Genomic DNA, 24,338 nt, shown 5'->3' on the forward strand with positions numbered 1-24,338 from the left:
GATGTACCAAACAGCTTAGGGTGAAAATAAAATGATTTATGGTGATCCGTTCATTTTCGCACTTCAATTTGATGTGGTTGAAGCATGGAATGCTCCGGGGGATACGTGGAAGAATGGCCTTTTTTCATTATATATTGATGGTCAAAGACTGTTCGGTAATATTAATCCGGTTGAGTTAAAAACCACACTTGGATTTTATTCGAGTGTGCCATTGGATAAGCTTTGTGTTAATGATTCGAGTATAGATGTGCATGGTTTGTATCAAAATGCAGAGAGCTATTTTACAGGTGATGGCACAGAGCTTATTGATGGGTTATTCGATATGACGTGCACTGCCATGGAAGATAATGCCTGTTATCTTTACTTTATGAAAAAAAGTGAAGGTGATTTATTAATTTGGAGTTTAGATGGAGGCATTAATGTAAGTGAAAAGATTTTTCCTAAAAATACAGTGAGTAATGTTGTTAGTTTATTGCAAAGGAACCTCTTGTAGTTTTCATTAATTCCATCCTAAGTTGACGGAGTTTTTTTTGTCTTGTAAACGCGCGTTACGAATTTTTCCGGTGACTGAATGAATAATAAAAAACTTTTCGGAGGCATAGATTATGAGAATGATCCTGAGTGGGTTATAAAAGAATTTTTTAATTCTATATATTCTCAACACAAGTTTTTATGGGCATTGCCATTTATCCTGAAAAGGTATGGATGCTGTGTTAATGAAACTGCTTGTACTTTTTCAGATTTAGATGATCCAGATCCTATGTATCCTTTTGAAGGAATTATGTTCAGTGTCTATGACGGAGAGATTATCGTACCTGAATCTGTAGTTTTTAATTACGTCAGGCTTGCATGTGAAAGATATATAAAGCTCCATCCGGATGATCAAATAACGGTTAATAATCAGTTGGTGCAAATACACTAATAGTGCCTACCTGGTAAGGAGATAAATATGATTTTTAGTGATCCTTATCGATTTGCAATATGGATAGAGATCCTTCCTCAATGAAGTGAAACTCATAAGAAGGGTTATTATATTGCTTACAATCTGTTGACGTTGAATGGAAAAACGAGTTCCATGAACATTGGTTTGTTCTGGAACAAGTGTATGCAGTTTTATTATATAGGAATGAAAGTATTGATCGTGATGATTCCGATATACAGGAGTCACTGGAAAAGCTAAGTTATCTATTAAAAAGATAATTTTAAGTATTAAAGGTTTGAGCTGTTTGTTAGAAGAAAAAGAGCAGTTTTGGTCTTTGTGGCTCTTAATTGATAATATGAGATGAAGCCATCGTTGGAGTTTTTAATCATCCTAGAGATGGGTTGATAAAAATTCCCAATGCTTCATTCCATTCGGAGATAATAGTGAAAAATGACTAGCAGAGCTATTACGTACCATAATTATTTATACTCAGGATTCGCTTTTCCTGAAAGTTTTATCAATTACGTGTCAAAAGAAAATCTTGAGGATATCGAACCGTGGTGGCTGCTCTGCCACACACAAAGCTCTGTTGATTTTTGGTGTCAAAAAGTCAAAGAACTCTATCCTGAAAGGAAGTTAATTCCTTTCGCTAACTGGCTTTATTCTGATGATATCGCCTGCTTTGATGGTTCGGATATTTCAGGGGATCCCAAAGTCTATTATGTCCATGCCTTTGCCTCCGCAGGATGGGAAGACAGAGGTTACGTGGCTAACTTTGATGAATGGTTAAAATCAGCTCGTCTTGACGCAACCCGTCATAAAGATGATCAGGATGACGATGAGTAACTTTCACTCCTGAATAAACTCACAGGGCACATGCTCCGTTAACCAAACTCCATTATCCGCCTGATAAAATGTAAAGCCCCTCTTATACATATCTACGGCTTTTATTTTTAATAACACGGGCTTCCCATAACGTTGCCCGACCTGAATTGCCGTATCTTCATCAGAAGAAAGATGTACATGCTGGCGCGACAAAGGGAGTAGGCCTTGCTCTCTGATTTGAACGATAAAGCGGGTTGCAGTGCCGTGATACAAAATATCTGGAGGCGTTTTCTCTGCGTAAGTGATATTGACCTGTTGAGTAGAGTGCCCCTGAGCCGCGCGAATGCGTAAGCCATCTTCTGAAATCGTGAAGCGTTTCTTTTCACTGCTTTCAACAACGTCGAAAATAAGATCTCTATCGAGTGCATGGCCTTTATTACCAGCACGCAGAATAAGCTCGTCTATAACGGCCCAGCCCTCTTTATCCAGAGTTAGCTCAATCGCTTCTGGTTCATGACGCAAGATATAACTTAAGAATTTACTGGTGTCGGTACTTTTTTTGCTCATAACTTACTCTCAAATAATCCCTGCCGTTAAACCAGAAGGCCACTGCTGTAAAGCTGATAATTTTATTAAGACCGCTGTTTGTCACTCATTATGTCGCGGCACTTCTGCTGGTTTTCTTTGATCGCTGCCTGCTGCTGCGCACTGAGGGACGTCCAGGTATCGATCATCCGTTTTCCCAGCGCGGAGATGTAGTGATTTTTACGTAACGCGTAATCGGAGTTGCCGCCCTCAATAATGTTTTCCATATCACGGGCAAAATTCTGTGAATCGTCGTGATCGATGGTGCAGAACACCGCGCGGTAATAGCTCTCCTCCTCTTCGGAGTAGTGCGGCGTAAGCCAGTAGGCAATAGCGCCAATCAGTGCGAGCAGTGGAATGATAAAGCGTAATTTTTTTAACATTATTGAGTTCAGCAAGAAAAAATTGAGCGGGTAGTGTAGCTGAGGCGAAAAGAGAATGTAAAAACGAAGGCCAAACAAAAGCACCACATGCGAAATGATCTCCCTCTCGCCGCAGTTGATGGATTGCCACGCACGAGATAATTTATCCCCACTCCCTCAGCTAAAAACCGTCATAGCCACTCGCAACAAAGCCGTGTAGCTTACTCAAAACTTCTTCTGCTCAGGACGCGGTATTGATTACTCAAGCTGAAGCCATCGAGATCGCCAGAGCCTATGCCGCGCAGAGCCGACGCGGATGGGATGAGCACGCCCATCACGCTACGGTCATCACCTTATACGGCGAGCCGGTGTGGATGATCGCCACCACTGATGTCCAATACTCCACGGAGCTTCCATGGCTGATGACCCATCTGCCAAACCCCCGCTATTACTACATCAGCATGGTCGAGGCGAAATGCATCGCGGTGGGTCACCGGGTGAATCAGTATCAGCGCGTACGCTGAGCCTTGGCTGTTTGGCACATTCACACCACAGCATTATTTAAGTTGTAGCAGCACTTTGCTGCCTGCAAATAACGTCAGCAAGGCGGCTTGCAACTCCCCGCTGTTTTGAACAGCAGAAATCTTCGCGCAATACTCCCTGTAGCCTGCCTGCTGCGCCGCAGCCTCGTTCAGCCGAATCGTCAATGTATCCACGCTTAGCGTAACGGCTTCTATTGCCGCCGCCAGTTCATAGGCGGTGTCGTCGCTCTGAAACCCGATACACTCATCAATAGCAAGATCATCTTCATCAAATCTCCCAATAATAAAAAAATGATCCGGGTTGTGTGCATCGTCTCCTACGCCAAGGGTTAGCACCTCATCCTCGTTGGCGACATTCGCGCAAACCGCATCAAACGCTTTTATCTCAACCATCTCTTACCCATCTTCAGCGTTATTTTTTTGCTTGTATTCCCGCCACATGATAGCCACTCTTCTTCCATTCATACCCATTATAAATTTCCCGCGAATATACCGGGCGAGGAGCAGTGCAGATGAAGGTTATTCTCGTACGCCACGCACAAACGCAGTGGAACCGCGCGGGCATGATTCAGGGCCAGCAGGACAGCCCAGTCACCGAACGCGGCGAGCGGGAAACGGCGGCATTACTCGCTGCATTAAAAGATGAAGGTTACGCCGCCGAGTCTGTCTTTAGCTCGCCGCTCGCGCGGGCGCGCAGCATGGGCGAACAACTCGCCGCGCTTTTTCAGGCGCCGCTGGTGATTGATGCCGCGCTGATGGAGCAGTCATTCGGGGGCTACGAAGGGCTTTCCACGCAAAAGTTGCAGGCTGAAGCAGATGCGTTATTCGCGCACGATGCCGCGTTCTGCCCGCCAGGCGGTGAATCGCTGGCGCAGGCGGTGGAGCGCATGCTGGCGTTTTTACAGCTTCAGCACACTCGCGCGGCGCATAAAACCCTCTGCGTTGTCTGCCATGGGCACGTCACTCAGGGGCTGCTGGCGCTGCTGAAGGAAGGGAGCCTGGAGAACTTCGCCCGCTATGCCCAGCCCAATGCCAGCTACGCGGTGTTAGAAATGGCAGAAGAAAAATGCGAGGTGCTGCGCTGGGGCGTGGCGACTCACTTACGCACGCTGGACGTGTAAAGGGTTATCGTAGATACGCTCCGCCCGCCGCAAATCCTCCTGCGTATCAATATCCTGAATAATCCCCGCATCCGCCAGCGGCAGATCCAGCACCTCGCCGCGCGCTCTTGCCTGCTGCACAATACTTTTCGCGCCGCTATCGCCAGTTAATGCCCGCAGGGCAGGGAGGTAGCAGCGGGAAAAGGCCACCGGATGACCCTGGCACTGCTGATGCCACGGCACCACCAGCGGTTTTTCACCTAACCCTTCGGCGACGCGCAGCAATGATTCCGGGGCGATCAGCGGCAGGTCGGCGGGCAAAATCAGCCAGCCGGATGCAGTCGAAGTAGCGTTAACGCCCAGCGCGATAGAGTCGCCCATCCCGCCCGAGCCACCCGCAGGGCGAACCAGGTGCCAGGCGAGACCGGCGTGCTCTACTGCATGAATCACATGTTCCAGCAGCGTGCGCTCACCGAGCGGCGTATCAAGCTTATGGCGTTGCGCGCCGGAGGCGAGAAAGCGCTCGCCGCGTCCTGCGGCAAGAATAATTACCACTGGATCAACCATCAGCTTTCGTCCGTTGCAAGCTGCGCGGCGGCGACATCCGCCAGCACTGAGAGCGCCAGCGAACGCGCATCGCGCGCTTTCGGGAAAATGCCAATCGGCGCTTTGATGCGCGCAATGTCAGAGGGCGCAAAGCCAATCTCACTGAGCTTCTGTGTGCGTTTTTGATGGGTGCGATAGCTGCCGAGCGCGCCGATGTAGAAAGGTTGCGCGCGGAGCGCTACCTGCAACACCGGCAGTTCCCGGTGCAGATCGTGCGACAGCAGGATCACCGCCGTCTGCGCGTCGATCTGCGCGCCATCGTTTAGAGTTTCGACAAGCTGCACATCGTAGCCAGAGGCGCGGGCGAGGCTGGCAGTGGCCTGCGCCTCAATCGAGCGACCAAACACCATCACCCGCACGCGCGGGCGGTAGGCGACGGTAAAGATCTCCTCATGCCAGCCGCTTTCGATCACATCGGTAACGCACTCAAGCTGTTCACGAGCCGGATGGTAGCGCAGCGCGGCGGGCTGGCGCTGCGCAAGCAGGTTCAGCACCGCCAGCAGCGGTTGCGCGCTACGCAGGCGATGAATATGCAGCGTAATACCGCCACCGCAGGGAAGCACGATGTCGAACCACGGCGATCCCTCGCCGTAGCGCACCACGCGATCTTCAACGCAGGCGAGTGCCGCCATCGCTTCAAAGGCAGCGGCAGACTCCACGCAGCCGCCAGAGACAAAGCCGCAATAGCCGCCATCTTCGCGTACCACCATCTGCGCGCCCACTGCGCGTGCTGCGCCGCCGCGAATGCCGGTCAGCGTTACCAGCGCTGCCCCCATGCCTGCGCCTAGCGCGTCAACGGCGAAGCGCAGAATCGCTTCGCTGTCATCGGTGAGCAGCGCCTGCTGCGGCGTCAGCAGCGCTTCATCCGCCGTGTCGGGTGCCAGAATGGTCTGCTGCATAACGTCTCCTCAGGTCATATCCGGCAAGGCGTCGAGCAGCTTATCGAGCGTGACCGGGTAATCCCGCACCCGCACGCCGGTCGCGTTGTAGATCGCATTAGCAATCGCCGCGCTGACGCCGCACAGCCCCAGTTCACCCACGCCTTTGGCCTTCATCGGCGAGGAGATGGGATCGGTGTCGTCGAGGAAGATCACCTCCTGCTCAGGCACGTCGGCATGTACCGGCACCTCGTAGGTCGCCATATCATGATTGACGAAGTAACCCTGGCGCGTATCGACCGCCAGCTCCTCCATCAATGCGCCGCCCAGCCCCATCGTCATCGCGCCAATCACCTGGCTGCGCGCGGTTTTCGGGTTGAGGATGCGCCCGGCGGCACACACCGCCAGCATACGGCGCACGCGTACTTCACCGGTTGCCGCATCGACGGCGACCTCAACAAAGTGGCCAGCAAAGGTCGATTGCTGATACTGCTCATCCAGATCGCCAAACTCAATGGTATCTTCCGCGCTGAGTGCACCCGCAGCTTTTAGCGGTGCGCTGCGATCGCCCACGCTTATCGTCTCATCAGCAAACACCGCTGAAGCGGCATCAAAGCCCAGTTTTTTGGCGATAGCTTCACGCAGCTTGACGCAGGCGGCATAGACGCCAGCGGTAGAGGTGTTGGCTCCCCATTGCCCGCCGGAACCGGCAGAGACCGGGAAGCTGGAGTCGCCAAGGCGCACCTCAACGTGTGAGAGCGGCACGCCGAGCATCTCGGCGGCGGTCTGGGCAATGATGGTGTAACTGCCGGTGCCGATATCGGTCATATCCGTCTCCACCGTCACCCGGCCTGCGTCGTCGAGGTGCACGCGCGCGCCAGACGGGGCGAGCAGGTTGTTACGAAAGCCCGCCGCGACGCCGTAGCCCACCAGCCACTCTCCATCCCGCGTCTGGCCGGGCGTGGCGTTGCGCTGCGACCAGCCAAAGCGATCCGCGCCGCTACGCAGGCACTCCACCAGCTGGCGGCGTGAGAAGGGGCGCTGTGGATCTTTCGGATCAACCTGCGTGTCGTTGAGAATGCGGAACTCAACCGGATCGATCCCGGCTCGCTCTGCCATCTCATCAATGGCAATCTCCAGCGCCATCAGGCCGGGCGCTTCACCCGGCGCGCGCATGGCGTTGCCCTCCGGTAAATCGAGGGTCGCCAGCCGTAAACCGGTATGGCGATTAGCCCCCGCGTAGAGCAACTCGGTCTGATTTACCGCTGTCTCCGGCGTCCCGCCCGGCAGGTTGCCGGACCAGCTGTCGTGGGCGATGGCGGTGATTTTTCCCTGCCGATCGGTGCCGATGCGGATGTGCTGAATGGTCGCCGGGCGATGGGTGGTGTTATTGGGGATCATCGGGCGCGGCAGCATCACTTTCACCGGGCGCTGCAAGGCGCGAGCGGCGAGGGCAGCCAGTAGCGCATCGCTGCGCAGGAAGAGCTTGCCGCCAAAACCGCCGCCGATGTAGGGCGAGATGATGCGCACGTTCTCTTCCGGCAACTTGAGGGTGGTGGCCAGATCGGTGCGGCACCAGGCGACCATCTGGTTGGAAGTCCAGACCGTCACCTTATCCCCTTCCCAGACGGCCATCGAGGCGTGGGGCTCCATCGCCATATGGCTCTGATCCGGCGTGGTGTAGGTGGCGTCGAGTTTCACCTCGGCGCTTGCCCAGGCAGCGTCAAAATCGCCGCTATTGTTGTCCGGTGCGCTCTCCGGCGCGCTGTTGACCGCCGGTTTCTCCGCCGCCAGATCGTAGGCACCGCTTTCGCGCTGGTAAGTGATGTCCACCAGCCCGGCGGCGGTGCGCGCCTGCTCAAAGGTTTCAGCCACCACCAGCGCAACGGCCTGGTGATAGTGCTCAATCTGCGGGCCGCCGAGCAGCGTGGCGGCGTTGCGCTCGCCTTTGCCCAGCGGACCGGCGTTATCGGCGGTGATAATCGACAGCACGCCCGGCGCGTTGCCAGCCGCATCGCAGTTAATCTCGCTGATTTTGCCTTTCGCAATCCCCGCGCTGACGATATAGCCATAGGCTACATTGGGCAGTACATCATGCCATTCGTAGGCGTAGTGGGCGCGGCCGCTCACTTTTAGCGGGCCGTCGATGCGGTCATGGGGCTGACCGACCACTTTCAGTTGATCGATGGGGTTTTCGCCTGCCGGTTTCTCAAATTTCATCGTTTACGCCCTCGCTTCCGACAACACCGAGGCGAGCGTGCGCTTCGCCAGCGTCAATTTAAATGCATTCTCAGCCGTGGGCTGCGCGGTGGCGAAGAGCTTGTCATACACCGCCTGTGCCCCCTGCGGCAGCGCCGCATCCGCTTCGGCAAGCCGCCACGGTTTGTGGGCAACGCCGCCGATAGCCACGCGCCCGCTGCCGTCCGGGTGGACAATCGCCGCCACGGAGACCAGCGCAAACGCGTAGGAGGCGCGGTCGCGCACTTTACGATAGATATGCGTGCCGCCCGCAGGCGGCGGCAGGGTGACGGCGACAATCAGTTCGCCGGGCTGCAATACCGTCTCCAGATGTGGCGTGTCGCCGGGCGCGCGATAAAACGCTGCCAGCGGGATCTGGCGTTCACTCCCGCCCGGGTTGACGGTCTCAACAGTTGCATCAAGCAGCTGCATGGCAACCGCCATATCGCTGGGATGAGTGGCAATGCAGGATTCGCTGGCACCGACTACCGCAAGCTGACGGCTGTAGCCGCCCAGCGCCGCGCAGCCGCTGCCCGGCTGACGTTTGTTGCAGGGTTGATTGGTGTCGTAAAAATAGGGGCAGCGCGTGCGTTGTAGCAGGTTGCCAGCGGTCGTTGCCTGGTTACGCAACTGACCAGAAGCACCGGCAAGCAGGGCGCGGGAGAGGACGGCATAATCGCGGCGCACGCGCCCATCGGCGGCGAGATCGGTGTTGCGCACCAGCGCGCCAATGCGCAGGCCGCCTTCATCGGTTACTTCAATGCTATCCAGCGCCAGGCCATTGACATCAATCAGATGGGTCGGCGTCTCAATCTCCAGCTTCATCAAATCAAGCAGGTTAGTGCCGCCCGCGATAAATTTCGCCCCCTCTGTGCGCTGTGCGCTGGCAGCCGCTTCGGCAGGGGTAGTGACCCGCTCATAGGTAAAGGTCTTCATGATTTCTCCCCGGCGGTCTCTTTAATCGCCGCCAGCATGTTGGCGTAGGCGCCGCAGCGGCAGATATTGCCGCTCATGCGTTCACGGATCTCATCTGCCGTCATCTCCGGCGCAGAGACGAGATCGAGGGTGACGTGGCTGGGAATGCCCTGCTCAATCTCTTTCAGCATGGCGACGGAGGAGCAGATCTGCCCCGGGGTGCAGTAACCGCACTGGTAGCCATCATGTTTGACAAAGGCCGCCTGCATCGGATGGAGATCCTCCGGCGAGCCGAGGCCCTCAATGGTGGTGACGTCGGCATCCTGCTGCATTACCGCCAGGGTAAGGCAGGAGTTGATGCGCCGCCCGTTAACGATCACTGTGCAGGCGCCGCACTGGCCGTGGTCGCACCCTTTCTTGGTGCCGGTGAGATGTAAACTTTCACGCAGCGCATCCAGCAGCGTGGTACGGGTATCAACCTCAAGCTGTCGGCGCTCGCCGTTAACAGTTAAGGACAGCGGGATCATTTCCGGGGCGCGGTGCGCGTCCGGGTTGTTGCCTTGGTTGCTCATACCAGGCCTCCAGTCATCAATGCGGGTGAATTAAAAGGGGTGTGCTTGTAACGGCGTTATCGTTTTTTTAAGCCTTAAGCATAGACGGCACTCTGGAGAGGATTACTCCTAAATCACTGGCGCGGGAAAAACGGGGAAGATAAGGGGAGAGGCGGGCGGCAGCGATGGCCGCCCGCAGAGAAATCAGTGATGCAGCATCTCGTCGACGATCTGCGCTTTAGTCATGTTGTAGGGGTAGTAAGTTGGCCAGTTATCCATCTCTTTCAGCAAGGCTTCCTGGGATTCACTGCCCATGAAAATGTGGAAATGCTGGGACTGGCGCGGGGCGATGGTGTGATCGCTGAACTGCACATACTTCGGCGCTTTGGAGCTGGCGTCTTTACACTCAAACAGATAGCGCACGCCCTTTTTGCCGGAAGCGTAGGTCAGGATCTTGTAACCGGCATAATCATAGCGGCAGCTGTTGACGGTTTTGCCAGAGTGAAACTCCATCACGTTGTTTTCAATGCCGATCATATCGATATCCGTGGCGTAACCCTTTTTGTAATAGTCGCGGTACGCCTCCACCGTTTTATCGCCGTGCTGCGCCTTTTTCTTCAGCACCGGATCGAGATCGCCGTTCAGCAGGTAAGGGTTAATGGATTGCCACACGCCATCCCAGTCCGAGAGCGGGCGATCTTTCACATCTTTATCATCAATAATCCCTTCGCTCGCTTTACGCTCCACTTCCGTCAGCGGTTTGCCGTGGTGATGCCCATGGGCAAAGCCCTGCGTGCTCATCAGCAGCGCGCCCATCGCCAAAGCAAAAGCCGTTTTCTTCATCATCGGTATCACTCCCTGGTTACGTTTGTCATAAATTGAAATGTTATATTATAACAAAACTAAATGCCAGCCCTGGCAGAGCCTGCCACGACAGGCTGACGGCAACCGGTGTGATTAGTACACTAAACGCAGCCGTAAAATAAATTTAGCCTCCCGCTGCGCTATTTTTTCTCGGCTAACCAGTGGGATAGAAGAAATAAAAAATACGCATTGCATAAACGCGGTATTAATTAACGGCTGCGCTTTGACATAAATTATGTTTATGGCCAGACTTAATCATGAAAGGCGATTGATATGACGCTGATGTCATATTGATTATATTTGAAACGACAGATGGAGAAATAACATGGCCGAGCATAGAGGCGGTTCCGGTAATTTCGCTGAAGATCGTGAAAAAGCCTCAGAAGCAGGGCGTAAAGGCGGACAGCAGAGCGGTGGGAACTTTAAAAACGACCCAGAGCGCGCGTCCGAAGCCGGTAAGAAAGGCGGACAGAATAGCAACAGCAGCAATAAAAAATAGTGGTGCCGTTGCTGTTTTAACCTGAAGTTTAAAATTTAATTTTTAAACGATAGCGAGTCGGAAACGGCTCGCTTAATTATTTATACGGTTTTAAAAATTCCAGAAGAAATAAAATTACTTTCCTTGGTTAATTATTTTCCTGAGCGACTGCAGGCAAAAAAAATCCCTCAGGTACAGGAAATCCGATCTGCGCCTGAGGGTATGCAAATGCATCTTCGTTACTAACAATGAGTTGGCGATCTATGCACAATTTGGGCAACAGCATAGGCTGCTAAAACGCGCATTTGTAATGAAATTTTACGCTGCTAACGAATAAATTATTTCATGAATAAATATTTGAAAATACGCCGTTTTTAGCTATGTAGGCGCTTTTTTGAACCGATTCAGCTTAATTCTTCTCCGCTAATGGCGCTTTTTTAACCCTCTGCCGCCTGGTTTAGAGTGCAAGGCTTAGCTATATTTACTAAACATCCATTCGCAAAAGGAGGTTTTGTGTTCAATATTGAAAAAGACGATCCACGCGAAGCGCCGGAATCCGGCGACAAAAAACCGCAACCGGTTAAAAAATAGTTACAAGGTCGCTTCGGCGGCCTTTTTTATTGCGCGGTAGCTCGCAGTTTTTTCTCGAGACAAATGATAGTAATTCTCATTCATCGCTGCAGGGGAGAGGTGGCGAAGGGAAAAGTCAAAGGAGAGAGAGATGACAGAGAAGAGCTTACAGGAGTTTCTGCACACCGAGCCGGATTGCATACTTGAACACGTCGCCCGGCATTATCAAACCACGCTGCTTGAAGTGGTACGCCAACTGCCTGGCAGCAAGATGATTGCCGGCACCCACTTTGACGAGGTGTGGCAAGAGGTGACCACCTGGGGCACGGTGCTGCTGCTGATCCACACTGAAGATGTGATTCTGGAGTGCAGCATCGCGCTGCCGCCGGGATTTTACAGCCACGGTTACTTCAACCTGCAGGGCAAAGAGCAGGTATCGGGTCATATCAAAGCCGACCACTGCTACCATATCGCGTTTATTGAACGCAAATTTATGGCGATGGACGCCGCCACCATCCTCTTTTTCAACGCCGCAGGCAGCGCGATGCTAAAAATTTTCGTTGCCCGTGACGAACGCCACCAGCTTATTCCACAGCAGCTGGCGTCGTTCCGCGCGCTGAGGCAGGCCTTCGCGCAGTAGATTACTCGCTGCGCTTTTCAACATGACCCAGCGGTTTTTCCGGGAAGCAGCAGTCGCGCACGCGGCGTTTTAACTCTGCGGCATCGGGAAAGCCGCCCTCCTGCTTGCGATCCCAGATGACGCTGCCATCGGCTTCGATGACAAATATGCCACCGGTGCCGGGGATCAGCGTCACGGATCCTAAGTCGGAATTGAAGGTATGGAGCAGCTCCTGCGCCATCCAGCTGGCGCGCAGCATCCAGTTGCACTGTACGCAGTAGTGCAGAGTGATGGCAGGTTTAGTGGACATCATCTTGTTACCAGAAGGGAAATGGGTCCACAAAGTGTAAGCAAAATGGTGGGATTATGAAATCGTTGCAAGTGATAATGGTTATCATTATTATCCTGCCCATAACAGAGAGCTGATGCCTGGCCCGTGCGGCTGGTGTACGGTTCCGCTGATTTCTGGGAGTTGATGTGAGCCCGATGATAATAATTCAAAGGCACACACACTTATGACGACTACACCTTTTTGCCGGCTACGCTTCAGAAACCGCGTGCTGGTCACCTCATTACTGACAACGCTTACACCCAGCGCAAGCTTTGCGGCAGAAACCGCACCACGCGATGAACAAGAACGCGCCGAAGAGATGGTCATTACCGCGCCCGCCCCACGGCTTAAAGCCGGGAGCGATCGCGCCATCAATGCTGACACTCTGCAACGCAACGGGGCGAATGATTTTGGCTCCATCATGCGGTATGAGCCGCTGATTGGTGCTACCGGGGCAGGGGGCGGTTCCGGCAACGGTAAGAGCGGCTTCGACCGCGGCGGTTACACCGGCTATAACATTCGTGGCCTTGAGAGTAACCGCGTGGGCATTGATGTTGATGGCATTCCCCAGCCGGAGGCCACCGGGCGCAGCTACGCCGGACGCGCCGGGCTTAACACTTTCGGCATTGGCCGCGACTATATTGACCCCTACCTTTACGGCAACGTGGCGATCCAGCCAGGTGCCACCTCTGTGGAACAAGCCAACACCACCATTGGCGGCAATGTCTCGTTCCGGCCAAAATCCGCCAATGACTACCTGCAAGGGGCGAAGCAGTACTACGCGGGCTACCAGAGCGATTATGACTCCAGCGATCGCAGCTGGCACAACGGCGTAACAGCCGCGGCAGGGGATGAGAGAGTGCGCGGCATTGTGGTTTACAGCCGCCGTGACGGCCAGCAAACGCGCAATAACAGCGACAGAGTCGGCGCTTACCCCGCTAACTGGCACTCCGATGCGCTGCTGCTCTCCGGGATCTTGCAAGCCTCCGAGGCGCACAAACGGACCTATACGGCGGAGTACTACAACAAAACGACGCATACTCACTTTGACGCCTGGAACCGTGACGGCAGCGCCATCATTGGCAATGCTCAGCAGGGCAGCTATAGCCGGCGCTGGGCCATCAGCCTGAAAGATGACTGGACACCGGTCGATGCGTGGGTCGATAGCGCTTCGACAAAGATCTATTTACAGCGCACCCAGGCGCACGATGCCACGTGGATGCCGGACAGTGCCACCGGCATTCAGGGCACCGTCTACTCCAGTTACGACACCGATACGATAGGTATTCAGCATGCGCTGGCGAAGAGCTTCGGCCGGCACGATCTGCGTGCCGGTTTTAATGCCAGTGCCAGCAAAACGCAGCGCCCGTTCCACCAGCAGCCAATGCCGAACGCGCGCAGCGCGATCATGCAGCCTGAAGCGGACAGTAAAAACGAGATCATCGGTGCATTTGTGCAGGATCAGATCAATTTCTCCGCCGGAGAGCACGATTTTGCCCTCATCCCCGGCCTACGCGTGGTGCACCAGTCAATGAAGCCGGAGAATCTCGGCAGCCTGACTACCACCAGCAATGTACTCAACACCGCAGATGTTAACGCGCTGTACCACAAAAACAGCGATACCGAGTGGCTGCCGTCGCTCACTTTCCAGTACGACCTCACGCCGCGTCTGATGAGCTATCTGCAATACCGGCGCGGGGCGCAGTTCCCCAGTGCCAGCCAGCGCTACGGCTCCTGGAATCTCGGCTCTAACTATGCCGGGCGCGCGCAGTATGCGCTGATCGGCAACGCGGCGCTAAAAACCGAAACCAGCGATAACCTCGAATGGGGGCTGAAAGGCGAGGTGGCGCAGGGCGTCACGCTGCGCAGTGCAGTGTTCTACAACAGCTACAAAAACTTTATCGCCTACACCCGCTATCGCCGCGCCGACAACCCCGGCAACTTTGCCAACGTGCCGTCGAATATCTACACCAGCTATCAGGCGGAAAACCGCGATAAGGCCTTTATCTACGGCGGCGAAATCAGCGCCACGCTTGATGTCGGCAGCTGGTTTGAGCAGGCGGAAGGGCTGCGCGCCACCCTCGCTTATGGCTACGCCGAGGGGCAAGCCAAATCGCGCTACATGGGTGACGCCTACCGCGATCTCGACAGCGTTGCGCCGATGAAAGCGATTGTCGGCCTCGGCTGGGACGATCCGGCAAAACGCTACGGCACTGCGCTGACCGCCACCTTTGTCAAAGGTAAGCGCGCCACCGCAACCAGCCGTGAAACCTATCAAAACAGCGGCGAGCCGATCGCCACCGCCAGCAGTAGCTATATGCGCGTGCCCGGTTACGGGGTTGTCGACCTGAGCGCCTGGTGGCAGGTGGCGAAACAGGTGAAGGTTAACGGCGGTATCTACAACCTCACCAACCGCAAATACTGGGATTACCTCAGCAGCCGGACGCAGGAAACGCGCACCCTCCAGGATAGCTACGACAATGCGCTGAGCGTGATGCCAGGGCGCAGCTGGCAACTGGGCGTCAATATTGATTTTTAATCCGGCAGCCTCTTTACCCCCGGCGCGCGCCGGGGATATTAAGACACATAAAGGACGTGAGAAATATGCCTGTATCTTCAAAGGATTATGCCGCCATCTGGCAGGAGTATCAGTTAATCAGAGCGCTTGAACCGGCAAAAAGCGCCAGAGATATCGCGTTCCAGCTGGCGATAAGCGAAGCGGAGCTGGCCGAAGCGCGTGTTGGCTACGATGCGGTGCGGCTGGAGGGAACGGTACGCCATATCTTCAAAGCGCTGGAGAGCGTCGGCGAAGCCAAAAGCATCTGTCGTAATGAATACGCGGTTCATGAGATGACCGGGCGCTTCACCAATCAACATATCAGCGATCGCGCCGGGGTGGTGCTCAACCCGCGCGGCCTCGATCTGCGCCTCTTTATGAGCCAGTGGGCCTGCGCCTACTACCTGCGGGAGCAGGGGCCAAGAGGCGAGCGCCGCAGTATTCAGTTTTTCGATCACCAGGGCGATGGACTACTGAAAATCTACGCCACGCCCTACACCGACGGCGGTCAGTGGGATGAGCTGGTGGAGCGCTTCGGGAGTCGGCGTCAGGTGCCGCTCTCCCTCTACGCGGCCGAAAGCAAATTTTACGACGAAGCGCCCGATGGAGAGGCTATTGACCACGACTGGCGGGAGATGACCGATGTCCACCAGTTCTTCAACCTGCTGCGCAAGCATAACGTCTCACGTCAGCAGGCGTTTCGGCTGGTGGGCGACGATCTCGCCTGCCAGGTCAGCAACGACGCACTGCCCGATCTTTTGCAGCAGGTGCAGCAAGAGGGGAATGAGATCATGATCTTTGTCGGCAACCGTGGCTGCATACAGATTTTTACCGGTGCGCTGGAGAAGTGTGCGCCGGTGGGCGACTGGCTGCGGGTGATGAATAAGATCTTTACCCTGCACCTGCGCGAGGCGGGGATCCACGAAAGCTGGGTGACGCGCAAGCCGACCGCGGAGGGGCATGTCACCAGCCTGGAGCTGTTTGCCGAGGATGGGACGCAAATCGCTCAGCTTTATGGTCAACGCAGCGAAGGAGATCGCGAACAGGCCTGCTGGCGCGGGCAGATCAAAGCGCTGACGCCGTGGAGGAATGAGGTATGAAACACGTGGTGATGCTCTTGCTGGCGCTACCGCTGCTGGCGGTGGCCGCCGAGCCAAAAGTTGTCGCCCTTGGCGGCGATGTCACGGAGATCGTCTATGGCCTGGGCGCACAGAATCAGCTGGTGGGGCGCGACAGCACCAGCACCTGGCCTGCCGAGGTAAAGCAGCTGCCGAATGTCGGCTATGTGCGCCAGCTAAATGCGGAGGGCATTCTGTCGCTGCGGCCTACCATCGTGCTGGCGGGCAGCCAGGCGCAACCCTCGCTGGTGTTGAAAAGCGTGCAGGACAACGATGTCTACATGGTGCCGGTGCCGGGCGGCTATACGCTCTCCGAGATCGATAAGAAAGTGGTGGTGATCGCCCGCGCCCTTGGCAAAAACGAAGAGAGCCTGGCGCTGCGCAAAAAACTGGCGACGGAGATTGCCGCGCTGCCCACCTCGCCGCTGGATAAAAAGGTGCTCTATATCCTAAGCCACGGCGGCATGGGCACGCTGGTGGCGGGAAGAGAGACGGCGGCGGATGGCGCCATCCAGGCGGCGGGGCTTAATAATGCGATGCAGGGCTTTTCCCACTACCGCGCGATGTCGCAGGAGGGGGTGATCGCCAGCCAGCCGGATCTGGTGCTCATCTCAGCCGACGGTGTGAAGCATCTGGGCGGCGAGGAGAACATCTGGTACTTGCCGGGCCTTGCGCAAACGCCCGCCGGGCGCAACAAACAGCTGTTAATTGTCGATGAGGCCGCGCTGCTGGGCTTTGGTCTGCGCACCCCGCAGGCGCTGCTTGAGCTGCGCAAAAAAGCGGAGCAGCTACCGTGATAACCCGAGCCGCTTCCCGTCTCCTGTGGGGACTCTTGCTGCTGACGGCGGCACTTACCCTCTTCGCCTCCACGCAGGGGGCGATGGAGGTCTCTCTTGCCAGCTTGTGGTACGGCGATGATGAGGTGCTGCGGCAGATTTGGTTCACCATTCGCCTGCCGCGCGTGCTGCTGGCGCTGCTTATCGGCGCGGCGCTGGCGCTCTCCGGCTGCGTTATGCAGGGGCTGTTTCGCAACCCGCTGGCCGATCCGGGGTTACTTGGCATCAGCAGCGGCGCGGCGCTGGTGGTGAGCTGCTGGCTGGTGCTGCCGCTGTCGGTACCGGTGCTGATTGCCCTCTATGCCCCGCTGGTGGCCGCTTTTATCGGTAGCCTGGCGGTAATGGTGGTGATCTTTTTACTCAGCAAAGCGGGCGAGAGCGCCCTTTCGCGGCTGCTGCTGGTGGGGATCGCCATCAACGCCCTGTGCGGCGCGGGCGTTGGCGTGCTGGCGTGGATCAGCAACGATGCGCAGCTGCGCCAGCTTTCGCAGTGGGGAATGGGCAGCCTCGGGCAGGCGCAGTGGCCGACGCTGATCGTTACGGCGACTCTGATCCTGCCCGCCATGCTCGGGATCTGGCGGGTGGCGAAACAGCTCAACTTCCTGCAACTGGGCGAGGAGGAGGCGCACTATCTGGGCGTTGATGTGCGGCGTTTACAGCGTCGGCTGCTGCTCTGTAGCGCGCTGTTGGTGGCGGCTTCTGTTGCCATCAGCGGCATCATCGGTTTTGTCGGGCTGGTGGTTCCGCATCTGATACGCATGGTGTTAGGCCCCTATCATCAACACCAGATCCCCGGCTCGCTGCTGGCGGGGGCGAGCCTGCTGCTGCTGGCAGATACCGCCGCCCGCACGCTGGTGGCGCCTGCCGAGATGCCGGTCGGCTTACTGACCAGCCTGCTCGGCGCGCCGTGGTTTTTATGGCTTATTTTTCGCCAGCGGAGTGCGCTCTATGGATAACGGTTTTATTGCCCACCAGGTGCAATTTACGGTCGGCCAGCGGCGGCTGGTGGATGATATCTCCCTTACGCTGCCGCCTGGCGAAATGGTGGCGCTGATTGGCCCGAATGGCGCGGGTAAATCGACGCTGCTGCGCCTGCTGACCGGGTTTCTTACGCCGTCGCGCGGCGTCTGTTCCCTGGCGGGGAAATCCCTTGCCGCCTGGCCTTCACAGGCGCTATCGCGCTACCGGGCGGTGATGCTGCAACATCACGCCCTCGGTGTGGAGTGGGCCGCGGAGTCGGTGGTGGCGATGGGGCGCGCACCGTGGGGAGAGAGGCATGCGTGCGATATCGTGCGTAAAGTGATGCGTTTAACCGGCTGCGAAACGCTGATTGGGCGCCGCTTCTCGACCTTGTCCGGTGGCGAGCAGCAGCGGGTGCAGCTGGCGCGTAGTCTGGCGCAGCTCTGGCGCAACGGCGCGCCGGAGGGGTGGCTGTTTCTGGATGAGCCGACTTCGGCGCTCGATCTCTACCATCAGCAGCAGTTGCTGCGCTTGCTTAAATCCCTGACGCAGCGTGCCCGGCTGCATGTCTGCGTGGTGCTGCACGATTTGAACCTCGCGGCGCTGTGGGCCGATCGCATTGTGCTGTTGCATAAGGGGAAATTGGTGGTGGAGGGGACGCCGCAGCAGGTGCTGCAACCGGAGGTTATCGCCAGGTGGTATGGCGCGCAGGTGCATGTGGCGACGCATCCGGACGGGCAGACGCCGCAGGTGTTTCTCTGTGTGTAGGGGGGCGGCTGAAACAAGCGGTACGCATCATCCGGCAATGGGGTTGGCTCGGTCGAATGGTTTCCGTAGGCCGGATAAGCGTTTACGCGCCATCCGGCAATGGGAGTTTCATGCGGCACTGATGGAAGGGTTCCGTTCACCATGCGCTGGGGAGTTTCATTTACCTCTTATGCGGTGAACGGGATAAGGGAAGCGGCCGCGCTCCCCTTATCAATCCCCGCGGCCCCGCGAGGAAATCGGTGCTGCGCACTGCGCTCACCTCCCGCGTGCCTGACCGCGGCCGGCTCGACTCGACATCCTGTCTCGGTTCGCCTCTGTCCGCCATCCATGGCGTCCAGACCTTGTCATTCACGCTTCGGTTCGCCGATTTCAGCGGGGACACAACCCCATCGCTGCCATATCGCAAAAAAAAGCAACGCTGGTGTCGCTGTAGGCTCGTTTTGGTAGGCCGGATAAGGCGTAGCCGCCATCCGGCAATGGTGCGGAGGGGATAATGCCGGATGGCGCTTATCCGGCCTACGGTTTGTTTCTCAACAATTACGCCTCGGCGGGGGCATGTTGCCACCACATTTTGTGCAGGTCGTAATACTTATCGCCCGGTTCGGGGTATTTGTCCCACGGCTTGTCGATGATGTAATGGATATTCTTCACCTGCGAGAGATCCCACATCTGCGGGTGCTGTTTCGGCAGGGTTTTCAGGGCGTTATATCCATAATGCAGCGGCAGCCAGCGGTCGTGGAACACCTCGTTGAGGAAGTCCTGCTCGGCGAAAACCCACTCGGCGATATCCTCTTTTGCCGCCAGCTTTGCCATCATCGCGTCGTAAACATCGCGATCCGGCGTCAGCACCAGAAAACCGCCGTTCAGGTAGTTATCGACCGAGGTGGGCGGTGCTGCGTTCATCTGCGCATCCTCAACCCAGCTGTAGTAGCAGTTATCCGGCTGCCAGCTGTCGGGATAGGTAGCAATATGGTTCGGATTGCAGCGGCAGGCGTGGCAGGCAGCAAGCGTCCCTTTGGCGAGCGGCAGTTCGAACACCTCATCCATGTTCTGTACCACCAGCATATCGGCATCAAGAAACGCGACGCGCTGATACTCCGTCAGCGTCCAGACTGCCAGTTTGCTCCACACCTCAGCGAAACGGGCGTTGGCGTAGCGATGGGCAAGGGCAGGATTCGGGCCGACGATCGGCACTTCGCGCACTTCACACCCCTGCGCCTGCAACTGCTGGCGCGTGGCGGCGTCGATAGTCTCCGTCACCATCACCACCAGCGGCCACGGCGAACCGCTGTCGCGCAGCGACTGCTGCAATGCTTCCACGCCGGGAAGGTAGCCCGGCTGCGTTAACAGCGTGACCCAGGCAAACGCGGCGCTCATGACAGCACCTCTGCCATAAAGCGGTTCATAAACTTCCCGTCCGGATCGAAGCGGCGGCGCACGGCTTTAAACGCCTCAAACTGCGGATAGAGCGCCGGCCAGTTGTAGAGCGACGGGTCAAAATATTTGCCCCAGTGTGGTCTGCCGCCCTCTTCGGCGAGCAGCTGTTCTGCGGCGCGTAAAAAAGCCGTTCCCTCTGCGGAGAGCGATCCATCTTCAGCGTAGTAGACGACAAAACCGAAGAAGCAGGTCGGTTCCCCGCCGGCCGGGCTAAGCCAGGCGCTGGAGGCCCCGGTGCAGCGCAAAATAATCGGGTAGTGCATATGCGGCTGTGACTCGCTGTGCCACGCTTTCATGCGCGCAATCACTGCCGCAACGCGCGACATCGGAATGCCGATCTCAATATTGATCTGCGGGGTGGCGATGCCGCGACAGAAGACCTGGTAGATATCGCCGATCACATCCGTGAAATCTTTAAAGCGCGTAACGGTGCGAAACGGTTTGCCATTCTCATCGACAATGCGGGTGTCATCGCGCATCTGCGCGAGGGTTTTATCCACCGTGGCGTTCATCTGCTCATCGGTCTCTTCCATTTCGACCAGCTCGCCGTGGTTATCACGCCACAGCGCCTGCTCCTCGGCGGTGGCTTCGCGCGCGTTCCAGGTGTGAACCTTGTTCTCATCCGGGAACCACCACGCTTTGCTGAAGGTCCACTCGTCGTTCCAGGCGATCAGATCTTCCGCCAGGTTATCGGCGTTGCCCGCGCTCTTAAAGCAGGTATAGAGCGTGGAAGGGCGGGTGCGCAGCGTCACGGCGGTGATCACGCCGAGGGTGCCGAGCGCCTGCTGTGCGGCGTCAAAGGCCGCATCGTCCCGCTCAATATCGTGCGCTTCACCGTGGGCATCAATCAGGCGAATGGCGAGCGCTTCGTCAGCCAGCGAGCTCTGCCCCATGCCCTGGCCGTGGGTGCCGGTCGACACTGCGCCCGCAAGGGTTTGTGAATCGATCACCCCCGGCGAGGCGTGCAGCATGCGGTCCATGCTGGTGAGGGTCTCAAACACCTCATGCAGCACGGTTCCGGCGGCAAAGGTGACGCTCTCGTCGGTCACTGCCAGCACGCCGCGCAGGCGCGAGAGGTCAATCAGCGTATCGCCCGGCTCGCTTAATTTCAGCATTCTGCCCGGCGACATGCGGCTGCCCATCACGCGGATTCGCCCCTTTGCAGCAGCAATGATCTGCTGCAACTGCGCTTCGTTTTCCGGTGTTTCAACAGCCTGAGCGGGCGCCAGCGTGGCGTTTTTCGCCCAGTTTACAACGACATTTTCATCAGAGGTTTGCTGTGGCAGGCGAGGTGGAAAAAGAGCCTGTAGCGTTGTCATTGGCATATCCTTGCGCAATATTTTTGTAATGATTTATCAAGCGTAGCTCATCATGTAAAAGTGTGACGTGAGTCGCTTCTTTTCGTGCGATCTGGCCATCCTGAAGCTACTGATCGACACAATTTTGTGGATCGCCGTTGATAAACGACCGCACGTTTTCCACCGTGGTGGCGAGAATGCGCCCGCGCGCATCGACGGATGCCCAGGCGATATGCGGCGTGATAATGCAGTTTTTCGCCTTCAGCAGCGGGTTATCTGCACCAGGTGGTTCGCTGCTCAGCACATCCACCGCTGCCCCGGCAATGCGCCCTTCATTAAGGGCGGCAGCGAGATCCGCTTCGTTAATCAGATCCCCGCGCGAGGCGTTCAGCAGCAGCGCGCTGCGCTTCATCTTCGCCAGCGCCTCGCGGTTGATCATCCCTTTGGTTTGCGGCGTCAGCGGGCAGTGCAGGCTGATAACATCCGCTTCGGCGTAGAGGGTGTCGAGATCGACATAGCGCAGTTGCGCGCTCTCCGGCAGCGGGCGCGAACGGGCAGAGTGGGCGAGTACCGTCATGCCCATCGCCTGGGCGATGGCACCAAACGCCTGGCCGATGCGGCCATAACCGATAATGCCGACGCGTTTTCCCGCCAGCTCGACCATCGGTTGCAGCCAGTAACACCAGCTTTCTGATTTGCTCCAGCCGCCAGCGTGCACATCGGCGTCGTGTTCACCGACGCGGTTGCAGAGCGCCAGCAGCAGCGCGGTGGTAAATTGCGCCACCGTCGCGGTGCCGTAGGTTGGCACATTGGTAACGACAATTTGCCGGGCGCGGGCGGCCGCAAGATCGATAATGTTGTAGCCGGTGGCGGTGACGGCGATACATTTCAGTTGCGGGCAGTGGGCGAGCAGATCCTCGCTAAACGCCACTTTATTGGTAATGGCGATATCCGCGTCGCGCAGGCGCTGCGCGGCTTTATCGGCCGGGGTGGTGTCATAAACCGTGACTTCGCCCAGCGCATGCAGCGGATCCCAGCTGAGATCGCCGGGGTTCAGCAGACCGCCATCCAGCACAACTATTTTCATTTTTTCCCCATTCGGTCATGAAAGTGTCGCAATAAAAAAGCCGGACCCTATCGTCCGGCATTCGCACACAAGAAGCAAATTGCAATCAATCACTTAATAGCGTTATCACGCCTGCAAGGGCATATTTTACCGCTTGCTCAATCACCTCTGTGGTGTCGCCTTCGAAGAGGCATTTAACGGTGACCGGCTCGCTATCCGGCAGGCCCCAGCCAAACCACACGGTGCCTGCGGGGGTGCCATCTTCGCCGCCATCGGGGCCGGTGTAGCCGGTCACGGCAATGCTGACCGGCTCGTGGCTGGCGTCGCAGGCACCTTGCGCCATTTCAAAAGCCGTCTGCTGGCTTACCGCCGTCCAGCGCGCCAGCGTCTCTTTTTTCACCTGCAACAGCGTCTGTTTTGCTTCATCGGTAAAGGTGATAAACCCGCTGCCGTAAAACTCCGGCGTGCTTTCGCAGGCGCAGAGGGCGGTGGCGATCTGCCCGCCGGTGCAGGATTCGGCGGTGGTGACGCGCAGTTTTTTATCGCATAACAGCGTGCCGAGCCTGTCGGCCAGATCGCTAATCTCAAGTTTTAATAGCGGCGCGACGCGCTCGCTTTGTAACGCGGTGGTGGTTTCGCTCTTCATATCTCTCCCTTCCATCCGAAAGAAAATTCTGCCTGGCAAAAGTATAGCAGCGCACTTTTAAGGCGAATTTTTCGGAATGATCGAGATATGACCATTGCGCTCGAGAATGGCGAACTTAATCTCTGCGAGGTCGACAATGCCCTGGTTATTGCGCGCCGAGAGCATAATATCGGCGCGGGAGATATCCGCTTCGCGCATCTTCTCTGGCAGCATTTCACCGTTCTCGACCAGCACCACCGGCGTGCCATCGATAAAATTTTCTGCCCCTTTCACGTACTTCTTCAGCTTGCCAAACAGAATATCCACCACCACCAGCGTGATGATGGTCAGCGCCGCGCCGGTGACGGAGAAGTCGTTGCCGAGCAGCGCCTGCTGCGTCGCTTCACTGATGATCAGCAGCAAAATGAGATCGAAAGAGGTCATCTGCAACAAGGCTCGCCGACCGGCGATTTTGAATACCACCATTAACACCAGATAGATCGCTACCGCGCGTAACACCATATCCATCGCCGTCTCCTCAGGGCCAGATAAACTGTTTCACCGCCAGCTGGGTGGTGTCATTTAACGAAAGTCGCAATTCGCTGCTGCCAGGGGTTTGCGGCGTCAGCCCGAGCCAGACGGTGAAGGGTTGATTGGGATGAGGACGGGCATACTCCAGCACCAGTTCGCCGTTCTGGCTGGTCATCTTTTCCGGCTGCGGTTGCAGGGTGCGGATCTCAAAATCCTGCATAAAGTTGCCGCCGAGGATAAAAACGGTGCGGCGTTCGTTCGAGGCGTGGGCGGTGAGTTGCATATCGATATCGCTTTGCAGGCGGGCGTAGCGGTCATACTGCACCGTCAGTTTGCCATCAATGCTATGGGCGCTTCGCGCGCTGAGCCACCCCTGGGAAAAGAGGCCGAGCAGCCCGGCGATCACTACCGCAAACAATATTACGGAGCCAATGCGCTGCACCTTTGTTTCAACATGCAGCCAGAACGGGCTGTCAGCCACCGGATAGCGGTGCGACTTCTTCTCCATCTCTCCTCCACGGCGTCGGTGGAAACCACGTAAAGAGAGTGTAGATGAGGCGGGGGGAAAGGGGGGTACAGGCCGAAGCCGCTGAAACCGCGTAGGCCGGATAAGCGTAGCGCCATCCGGCAATGGGGGTGGCACTCATGCCTGATGGGTGGAAGGGTTCCGTTCACCAGGGATTGAGGAGTTTCATTAACCCCTTATGCGGTGAACGGGACAAGGGAAGCGGCCGCGCTCCCCTTGTCAATCCCCGC

The 24,338-nt window shown here is 56.7% G+C and carries 28 protein-coding genes; 12 read left to right on the forward strand and 16 right to left on the reverse strand.

Features of this window, described 5'->3' with window-relative positions; genetic code table 11:
• Positions 1-31 precede the first annotated feature (31 nt).
• From IAE48_RS20850 to IAE48_RS20860, 3 genes are all read left to right on the forward strand, one after another.
• Complete coding sequence (locus IAE48_RS20850) at positions 32-493, forward strand: immunity 42 family protein (RefSeq protein ID WP_200135466.1); 462 nt, start codon at positions 32-34, stop codon at positions 491-493.
• Between the two features lie 78 nt (positions 494-571).
• Entirely contained in the window at positions 572-922 is a 351-nt protein-coding gene (gene cdiI / locus IAE48_RS20855; RefSeq protein WP_200135467.1) for a ribonuclease toxin immunity protein CdiI, read from the forward strand.
• Between the two features lie 450 nt (positions 923-1,372).
• Complete coding sequence (locus IAE48_RS20860; protein ID WP_200135468.1) at positions 1,373-1,768, forward strand: SMI1/KNR4 family protein; 396 nt, start codon at positions 1,373-1,375, stop codon at positions 1,766-1,768.
• A gap of 3 nt (positions 1,769-1,771) precedes the next feature.
• On the opposite strand, the gene IAE48_RS20865 is transcribed toward IAE48_RS20860, so the two are convergent.
• Together IAE48_RS20865 and IAE48_RS20870 are read right to left on the reverse strand one after the other, a co-directional pair.
• Positions 1,772-2,314, reverse strand: a complete 543-nt coding sequence (locus tag IAE48_RS20865; protein WP_200135469.1) for an RNA 2'-phosphotransferase — start codon at positions 2,312-2,314, stop codon at positions 1,772-1,774.
• A gap of 65 nt (positions 2,315-2,379) precedes the next feature.
• On the reverse strand, positions 2,380-2,715 hold the full coding sequence (locus IAE48_RS20870; protein WP_200135470.1) for a hypothetical protein: 336 nt from the start codon (positions 2,713-2,715) through the stop codon (positions 2,380-2,382).
• Between the two features lie 233 nt (positions 2,716-2,948).
• Here IAE48_RS20870 and IAE48_RS20875 point away from each other — a divergent pair, with 233 nt between their 5' ends.
• Positions 2,949-3,218, forward strand: a complete 270-nt coding sequence (locus IAE48_RS20875; RefSeq protein ID WP_200135471.1) for a hypothetical protein — start codon at positions 2,949-2,951, stop codon at positions 3,216-3,218.
• 33 nt (positions 3,219-3,251) lie between these two features.
• Here IAE48_RS20875 and IAE48_RS20880 read toward each other — a convergent pair whose 3' ends face one another.
• On the reverse strand, positions 3,252-3,629 hold the full coding sequence (locus IAE48_RS20880) for an Imm10 family immunity protein (RefSeq protein ID WP_200135472.1): 378 nt from the start codon (positions 3,627-3,629) through the stop codon (positions 3,252-3,254).
• A gap of 119 nt (positions 3,630-3,748) precedes the next feature.
• Between IAE48_RS20880 and IAE48_RS20885 the strand changes: the two genes are divergently transcribed.
• The gene (locus IAE48_RS20885) at positions 3,749-4,357 is read left to right on the forward strand and encodes a histidine phosphatase family protein (RefSeq protein WP_200135473.1); all 609 of its coding nucleotides are present in this window, start codon (positions 3,749-3,751) and stop codon (positions 4,355-4,357) included.
• Here the strand turns inward: IAE48_RS20885 and IAE48_RS20890 are convergent.
• From IAE48_RS20890 to zinT, 6 genes are all read right to left on the reverse strand, one after another.
• Positions 4,337-4,903, reverse strand: coding sequence for an NTP transferase domain-containing protein (locus IAE48_RS20890; protein ID WP_200135474.1), 567 nt, complete (start codon positions 4,901-4,903; stop codon positions 4,337-4,339). The genes IAE48_RS20885 and IAE48_RS20890 overlap by 21 nt on opposite strands.
• Entirely contained in the window at positions 4,903-5,841 is a 939-nt protein-coding gene (locus IAE48_RS20895) for an XdhC family protein (RefSeq protein WP_200135475.1), read from the reverse strand. The genes IAE48_RS20890 and IAE48_RS20895 overlap by 1 nt, the downstream gene beginning before the upstream one ends.
• Positions 5,842-5,850: 9 nt before the next feature.
• Positions 5,851-8,040 carry an aldehyde oxidoreductase molybdenum-binding subunit PaoC gene (paoC, locus tag IAE48_RS20900; protein ID WP_200135476.1) on the reverse strand — a complete coding sequence of 730 codons (2,190 nt, stop codon included), beginning with the start codon at positions 8,038-8,040 and terminating at the stop codon, positions 5,851-5,853.
• 3 nt (positions 8,041-8,043) lie between these two features.
• Positions 8,044-8,994 (reverse strand): xanthine dehydrogenase family protein subunit M, encoded by a 951-nt coding sequence (locus tag IAE48_RS20905; RefSeq protein WP_200135477.1) that lies wholly within the window; start codon positions 8,992-8,994, stop codon positions 8,044-8,046.
• A complete protein-coding gene (paoA, locus tag IAE48_RS20910) occupies positions 8,991-9,545 on the reverse strand; it encodes an aldehyde dehydrogenase iron-sulfur subunit PaoA (protein WP_200135478.1) in 555 nt (184 codons plus the stop codon). Before paoA ends, IAE48_RS20905 begins: the two co-directional genes overlap by 4 nt.
• Before the next feature lie 183 nt (positions 9,546-9,728).
• The gene (zinT, locus tag IAE48_RS20915; RefSeq protein WP_200135492.1) at positions 9,729-10,367 is read right to left on the reverse strand and encodes a metal-binding protein ZinT; all 639 of its coding nucleotides are present in this window, start codon (positions 10,365-10,367) and stop codon (positions 9,729-9,731) included.
• A 346-nt stretch (positions 10,368-10,713) separates the two neighbouring features.
• On the opposite strand from zinT, the gene IAE48_RS20920 reads away from it, so the two are divergent.
• Positions 10,714-10,887 (forward strand): general stress protein, encoded by a 174-nt coding sequence (locus tag IAE48_RS20920; RefSeq protein WP_023478999.1) that lies wholly within the window; start codon positions 10,714-10,716, stop codon positions 10,885-10,887.
• A 700-nt stretch (positions 10,888-11,587) separates the two neighbouring features.
• Entirely contained in the window at positions 11,588-12,076 is a 489-nt protein-coding gene (hutX, locus tag IAE48_RS20925) for a heme utilization cystosolic carrier protein HutX (protein WP_200135479.1), read from the forward strand.
• Position 12,077: 1 nt separating this feature from the next.
• Here the strand turns inward: hutX and IAE48_RS20930 are convergent, their stop codons facing one another.
• Positions 12,078-12,365 carry a SelT/SelW/SelH family protein gene (locus IAE48_RS20930; protein ID WP_200135493.1) on the reverse strand — a complete coding sequence of 96 codons (288 nt, stop codon included), beginning with the start codon at positions 12,363-12,365 and terminating at the stop codon, positions 12,078-12,080.
• A 205-nt stretch (positions 12,366-12,570) separates the two neighbouring features.
• On the opposite strand from IAE48_RS20930, the gene IAE48_RS20935 reads away from it, so the two are divergent.
• The 5 genes from IAE48_RS20935 to IAE48_RS20955 all read left to right on the forward strand — a co-directional run bounded on the left by IAE48_RS20935 (position 12,571) and on the right by IAE48_RS20955 (position 18,625).
• On the forward strand, positions 12,571-14,925 hold the full coding sequence (locus IAE48_RS20935; RefSeq protein WP_200135480.1) for a TonB-dependent receptor domain-containing protein: 2,355 nt from the start codon (positions 12,571-12,573) through the stop codon (positions 14,923-14,925).
• 65 nt (positions 14,926-14,990) lie between these two features.
• Positions 14,991-16,043: a hemin-degrading factor gene (locus IAE48_RS20940; RefSeq protein WP_200135481.1), complete on the forward strand. Its 1,053-nt coding sequence runs from the start codon at positions 14,991-14,993 to the stop codon at positions 16,041-16,043.
• Complete coding sequence (locus IAE48_RS20945; RefSeq protein WP_200135482.1) at positions 16,040-16,858, forward strand: hemin ABC transporter substrate-binding protein; 819 nt, start codon at positions 16,040-16,042, stop codon at positions 16,856-16,858. Before IAE48_RS20940 ends, IAE48_RS20945 begins: the two co-directional genes overlap by 4 nt.
• Positions 16,858-17,853 carry an iron ABC transporter permease gene (locus IAE48_RS20950; protein WP_200135494.1) on the forward strand — a complete coding sequence of 332 codons (996 nt, stop codon included), beginning with the start codon at positions 16,858-16,860 and terminating at the stop codon, positions 17,851-17,853. Before IAE48_RS20945 ends, IAE48_RS20950 begins: the two co-directional genes overlap by 1 nt.
• Positions 17,846-18,625, forward strand: a complete 780-nt coding sequence (locus IAE48_RS20955; protein WP_200135483.1) for a heme ABC transporter ATP-binding protein — start codon at positions 17,846-17,848, stop codon at positions 18,623-18,625. Before IAE48_RS20950 ends, IAE48_RS20955 begins: the two co-directional genes overlap by 8 nt.
• A gap of 537 nt (positions 18,626-19,162) precedes the next feature.
• Here IAE48_RS20955 and IAE48_RS20960 read toward each other — a convergent pair.
• The 6 genes from IAE48_RS20960 to IAE48_RS20985 form a co-directional block, all read right to left on the reverse strand.
• Complete coding sequence (locus IAE48_RS20960) at positions 19,163-20,002, reverse strand: glycosyltransferase family 8 protein (RefSeq protein ID WP_200135484.1); 840 nt, start codon at positions 20,000-20,002, stop codon at positions 19,163-19,165.
• Positions 19,999-21,381, reverse strand: coding sequence for a D-arabinono-1,4-lactone oxidase (locus IAE48_RS20965; protein WP_200135485.1), 1,383 nt, complete (start codon positions 21,379-21,381; stop codon positions 19,999-20,001). The genes IAE48_RS20960 and IAE48_RS20965 overlap by 4 nt, the downstream gene beginning before the upstream one ends.
• Before the next feature lie 106 nt (positions 21,382-21,487).
• Positions 21,488-22,447 carry a D-2-hydroxyacid dehydrogenase gene (locus IAE48_RS20970; protein WP_200135486.1) on the reverse strand — a complete coding sequence of 320 codons (960 nt, stop codon included), beginning with the start codon at positions 22,445-22,447 and terminating at the stop codon, positions 21,488-21,490.
• A gap of 85 nt (positions 22,448-22,532) precedes the next feature.
• A complete protein-coding gene (locus tag IAE48_RS20975) occupies positions 22,533-23,072 on the reverse strand; it encodes a 2-oxo-tetronate isomerase (RefSeq protein WP_200135487.1) in 540 nt (179 codons plus the stop codon).
• Positions 23,073-23,129: 57 nt separating this feature from the next.
• Entirely contained in the window at positions 23,130-23,579 is a 450-nt protein-coding gene (locus IAE48_RS20980; RefSeq protein WP_023478242.1) for a DUF421 domain-containing protein, read from the reverse strand.
• Between the two features lie 10 nt (positions 23,580-23,589).
• The gene (locus IAE48_RS20985; RefSeq protein WP_139965553.1) at positions 23,590-24,090 is read right to left on the reverse strand and encodes a hypothetical protein; all 501 of its coding nucleotides are present in this window, start codon (positions 24,088-24,090) and stop codon (positions 23,590-23,592) included.
• Between the last annotated feature and the right edge of the window lie 248 nt (positions 24,091-24,338).

The organism is Kosakonia sp. S57 (assembly GCF_016516575.1).
Classification (GTDB): Bacteria; Pseudomonadota; Gammaproteobacteria; order Enterobacterales; family Enterobacteriaceae; genus Kosakonia; species Kosakonia cowanii.

Coding starts and splice junctions, on each gene's coding strand:
- IAE48_RS20850 (WP_200135466.1), top strand. CDS start 32: ATGATTTATGGTGATCCGTTCATTTTCGCACTTCAATTTGATGTGGTT.
- cdiI (WP_200135467.1), top strand. CDS start 572: ATGAATAATAAAAAACTTTTCGGAGGCATAGATTATGAGAATGATCCT.
- IAE48_RS20860 (WP_200135468.1), top strand. CDS start 1,373: ATGACTAGCAGAGCTATTACGTACCATAATTATTTATACTCAGGATTC.
- IAE48_RS20865 (WP_200135469.1), bottom strand. CDS start 2,314: ATGAGCAAAAAAAGTACCGACACCAGTAAATTCTTAAGTTATATCTTG.
- IAE48_RS20870 (WP_200135470.1), bottom strand. CDS start 2,715: ATGTTAAAAAAATTACGCTTTATCATTCCACTGCTCGCACTGATTGGC.
- IAE48_RS20880 (WP_200135472.1), bottom strand. CDS start 3,629: ATGGTTGAGATAAAAGCGTTTGATGCGGTTTGCGCGAATGTCGCCAAC.
- IAE48_RS20885 (WP_200135473.1), top strand. CDS start 3,749: ATGAAGGTTATTCTCGTACGCCACGCACAAACGCAGTGGAACCGCGCG.
- IAE48_RS20890 (WP_200135474.1), bottom strand. CDS start 4,903: ATGGTTGATCCAGTGGTAATTATTCTTGCCGCAGGACGCGGCGAGCGC.
- IAE48_RS20895 (WP_200135475.1), bottom strand. CDS start 5,841: ATGCAGCAGACCATTCTGGCACCCGACACGGCGGATGAAGCGCTGCTG.
- paoC (WP_200135476.1), bottom strand. CDS start 8,040: ATGAAATTTGAGAAACCGGCAGGCGAAAACCCCATCGATCAACTGAAA.
- IAE48_RS20905 (WP_200135477.1), bottom strand. CDS start 8,994: ATGAAGACCTTTACCTATGAGCGGGTCACTACCCCTGCCGAAGCGGCT.
- paoA (WP_200135478.1), bottom strand. CDS start 9,545: ATGAGCAACCAAGGCAACAACCCGGACGCGCACCGCGCCCCGGAAATG.
- zinT (WP_200135492.1), bottom strand. CDS start 10,367: ATGAAGAAAACGGCTTTTGCTTTGGCGATGGGCGCGCTGCTGATGAGC.
- IAE48_RS20920 (WP_023478999.1), top strand. CDS start 10,714: ATGGCCGAGCATAGAGGCGGTTCCGGTAATTTCGCTGAAGATCGTGAA.
- hutX (WP_200135479.1), top strand. CDS start 11,588: ATGACAGAGAAGAGCTTACAGGAGTTTCTGCACACCGAGCCGGATTGC.
- IAE48_RS20930 (WP_200135493.1), bottom strand. CDS start 12,365: ATGTCCACTAAACCTGCCATCACTCTGCACTACTGCGTACAGTGCAAC.
- IAE48_RS20935 (WP_200135480.1), top strand. CDS start 12,571: ATGACGACTACACCTTTTTGCCGGCTACGCTTCAGAAACCGCGTGCTG.
- IAE48_RS20940 (WP_200135481.1), top strand. CDS start 14,991: ATGCCTGTATCTTCAAAGGATTATGCCGCCATCTGGCAGGAGTATCAG.
- IAE48_RS20945 (WP_200135482.1), top strand. CDS start 16,040: ATGAAACACGTGGTGATGCTCTTGCTGGCGCTACCGCTGCTGGCGGTG.
- IAE48_RS20955 (WP_200135483.1), top strand. CDS start 17,846: ATGGATAACGGTTTTATTGCCCACCAGGTGCAATTTACGGTCGGCCAG.
- IAE48_RS20960 (WP_200135484.1), bottom strand. CDS start 20,002: ATGAGCGCCGCGTTTGCCTGGGTCACGCTGTTAACGCAGCCGGGCTAC.
- IAE48_RS20965 (WP_200135485.1), bottom strand. CDS start 21,381: ATGACAACGCTACAGGCTCTTTTTCCACCTCGCCTGCCACAGCAAACC.
- IAE48_RS20970 (WP_200135486.1), bottom strand. CDS start 22,447: ATGAAAATAGTTGTGCTGGATGGCGGTCTGCTGAACCCCGGCGATCTC.
- IAE48_RS20975 (WP_200135487.1), bottom strand. CDS start 23,072: ATGAAGAGCGAAACCACCACCGCGTTACAAAGCGAGCGCGTCGCGCCG.
- IAE48_RS20980 (WP_023478242.1), bottom strand. CDS start 23,579: ATGGATATGGTGTTACGCGCGGTAGCGATCTATCTGGTGTTAATGGTG.
- IAE48_RS20985 (WP_139965553.1), bottom strand. CDS start 24,090: ATGGAGAAGAAGTCGCACCGCTATCCGGTGGCTGACAGCCCGTTCTGG.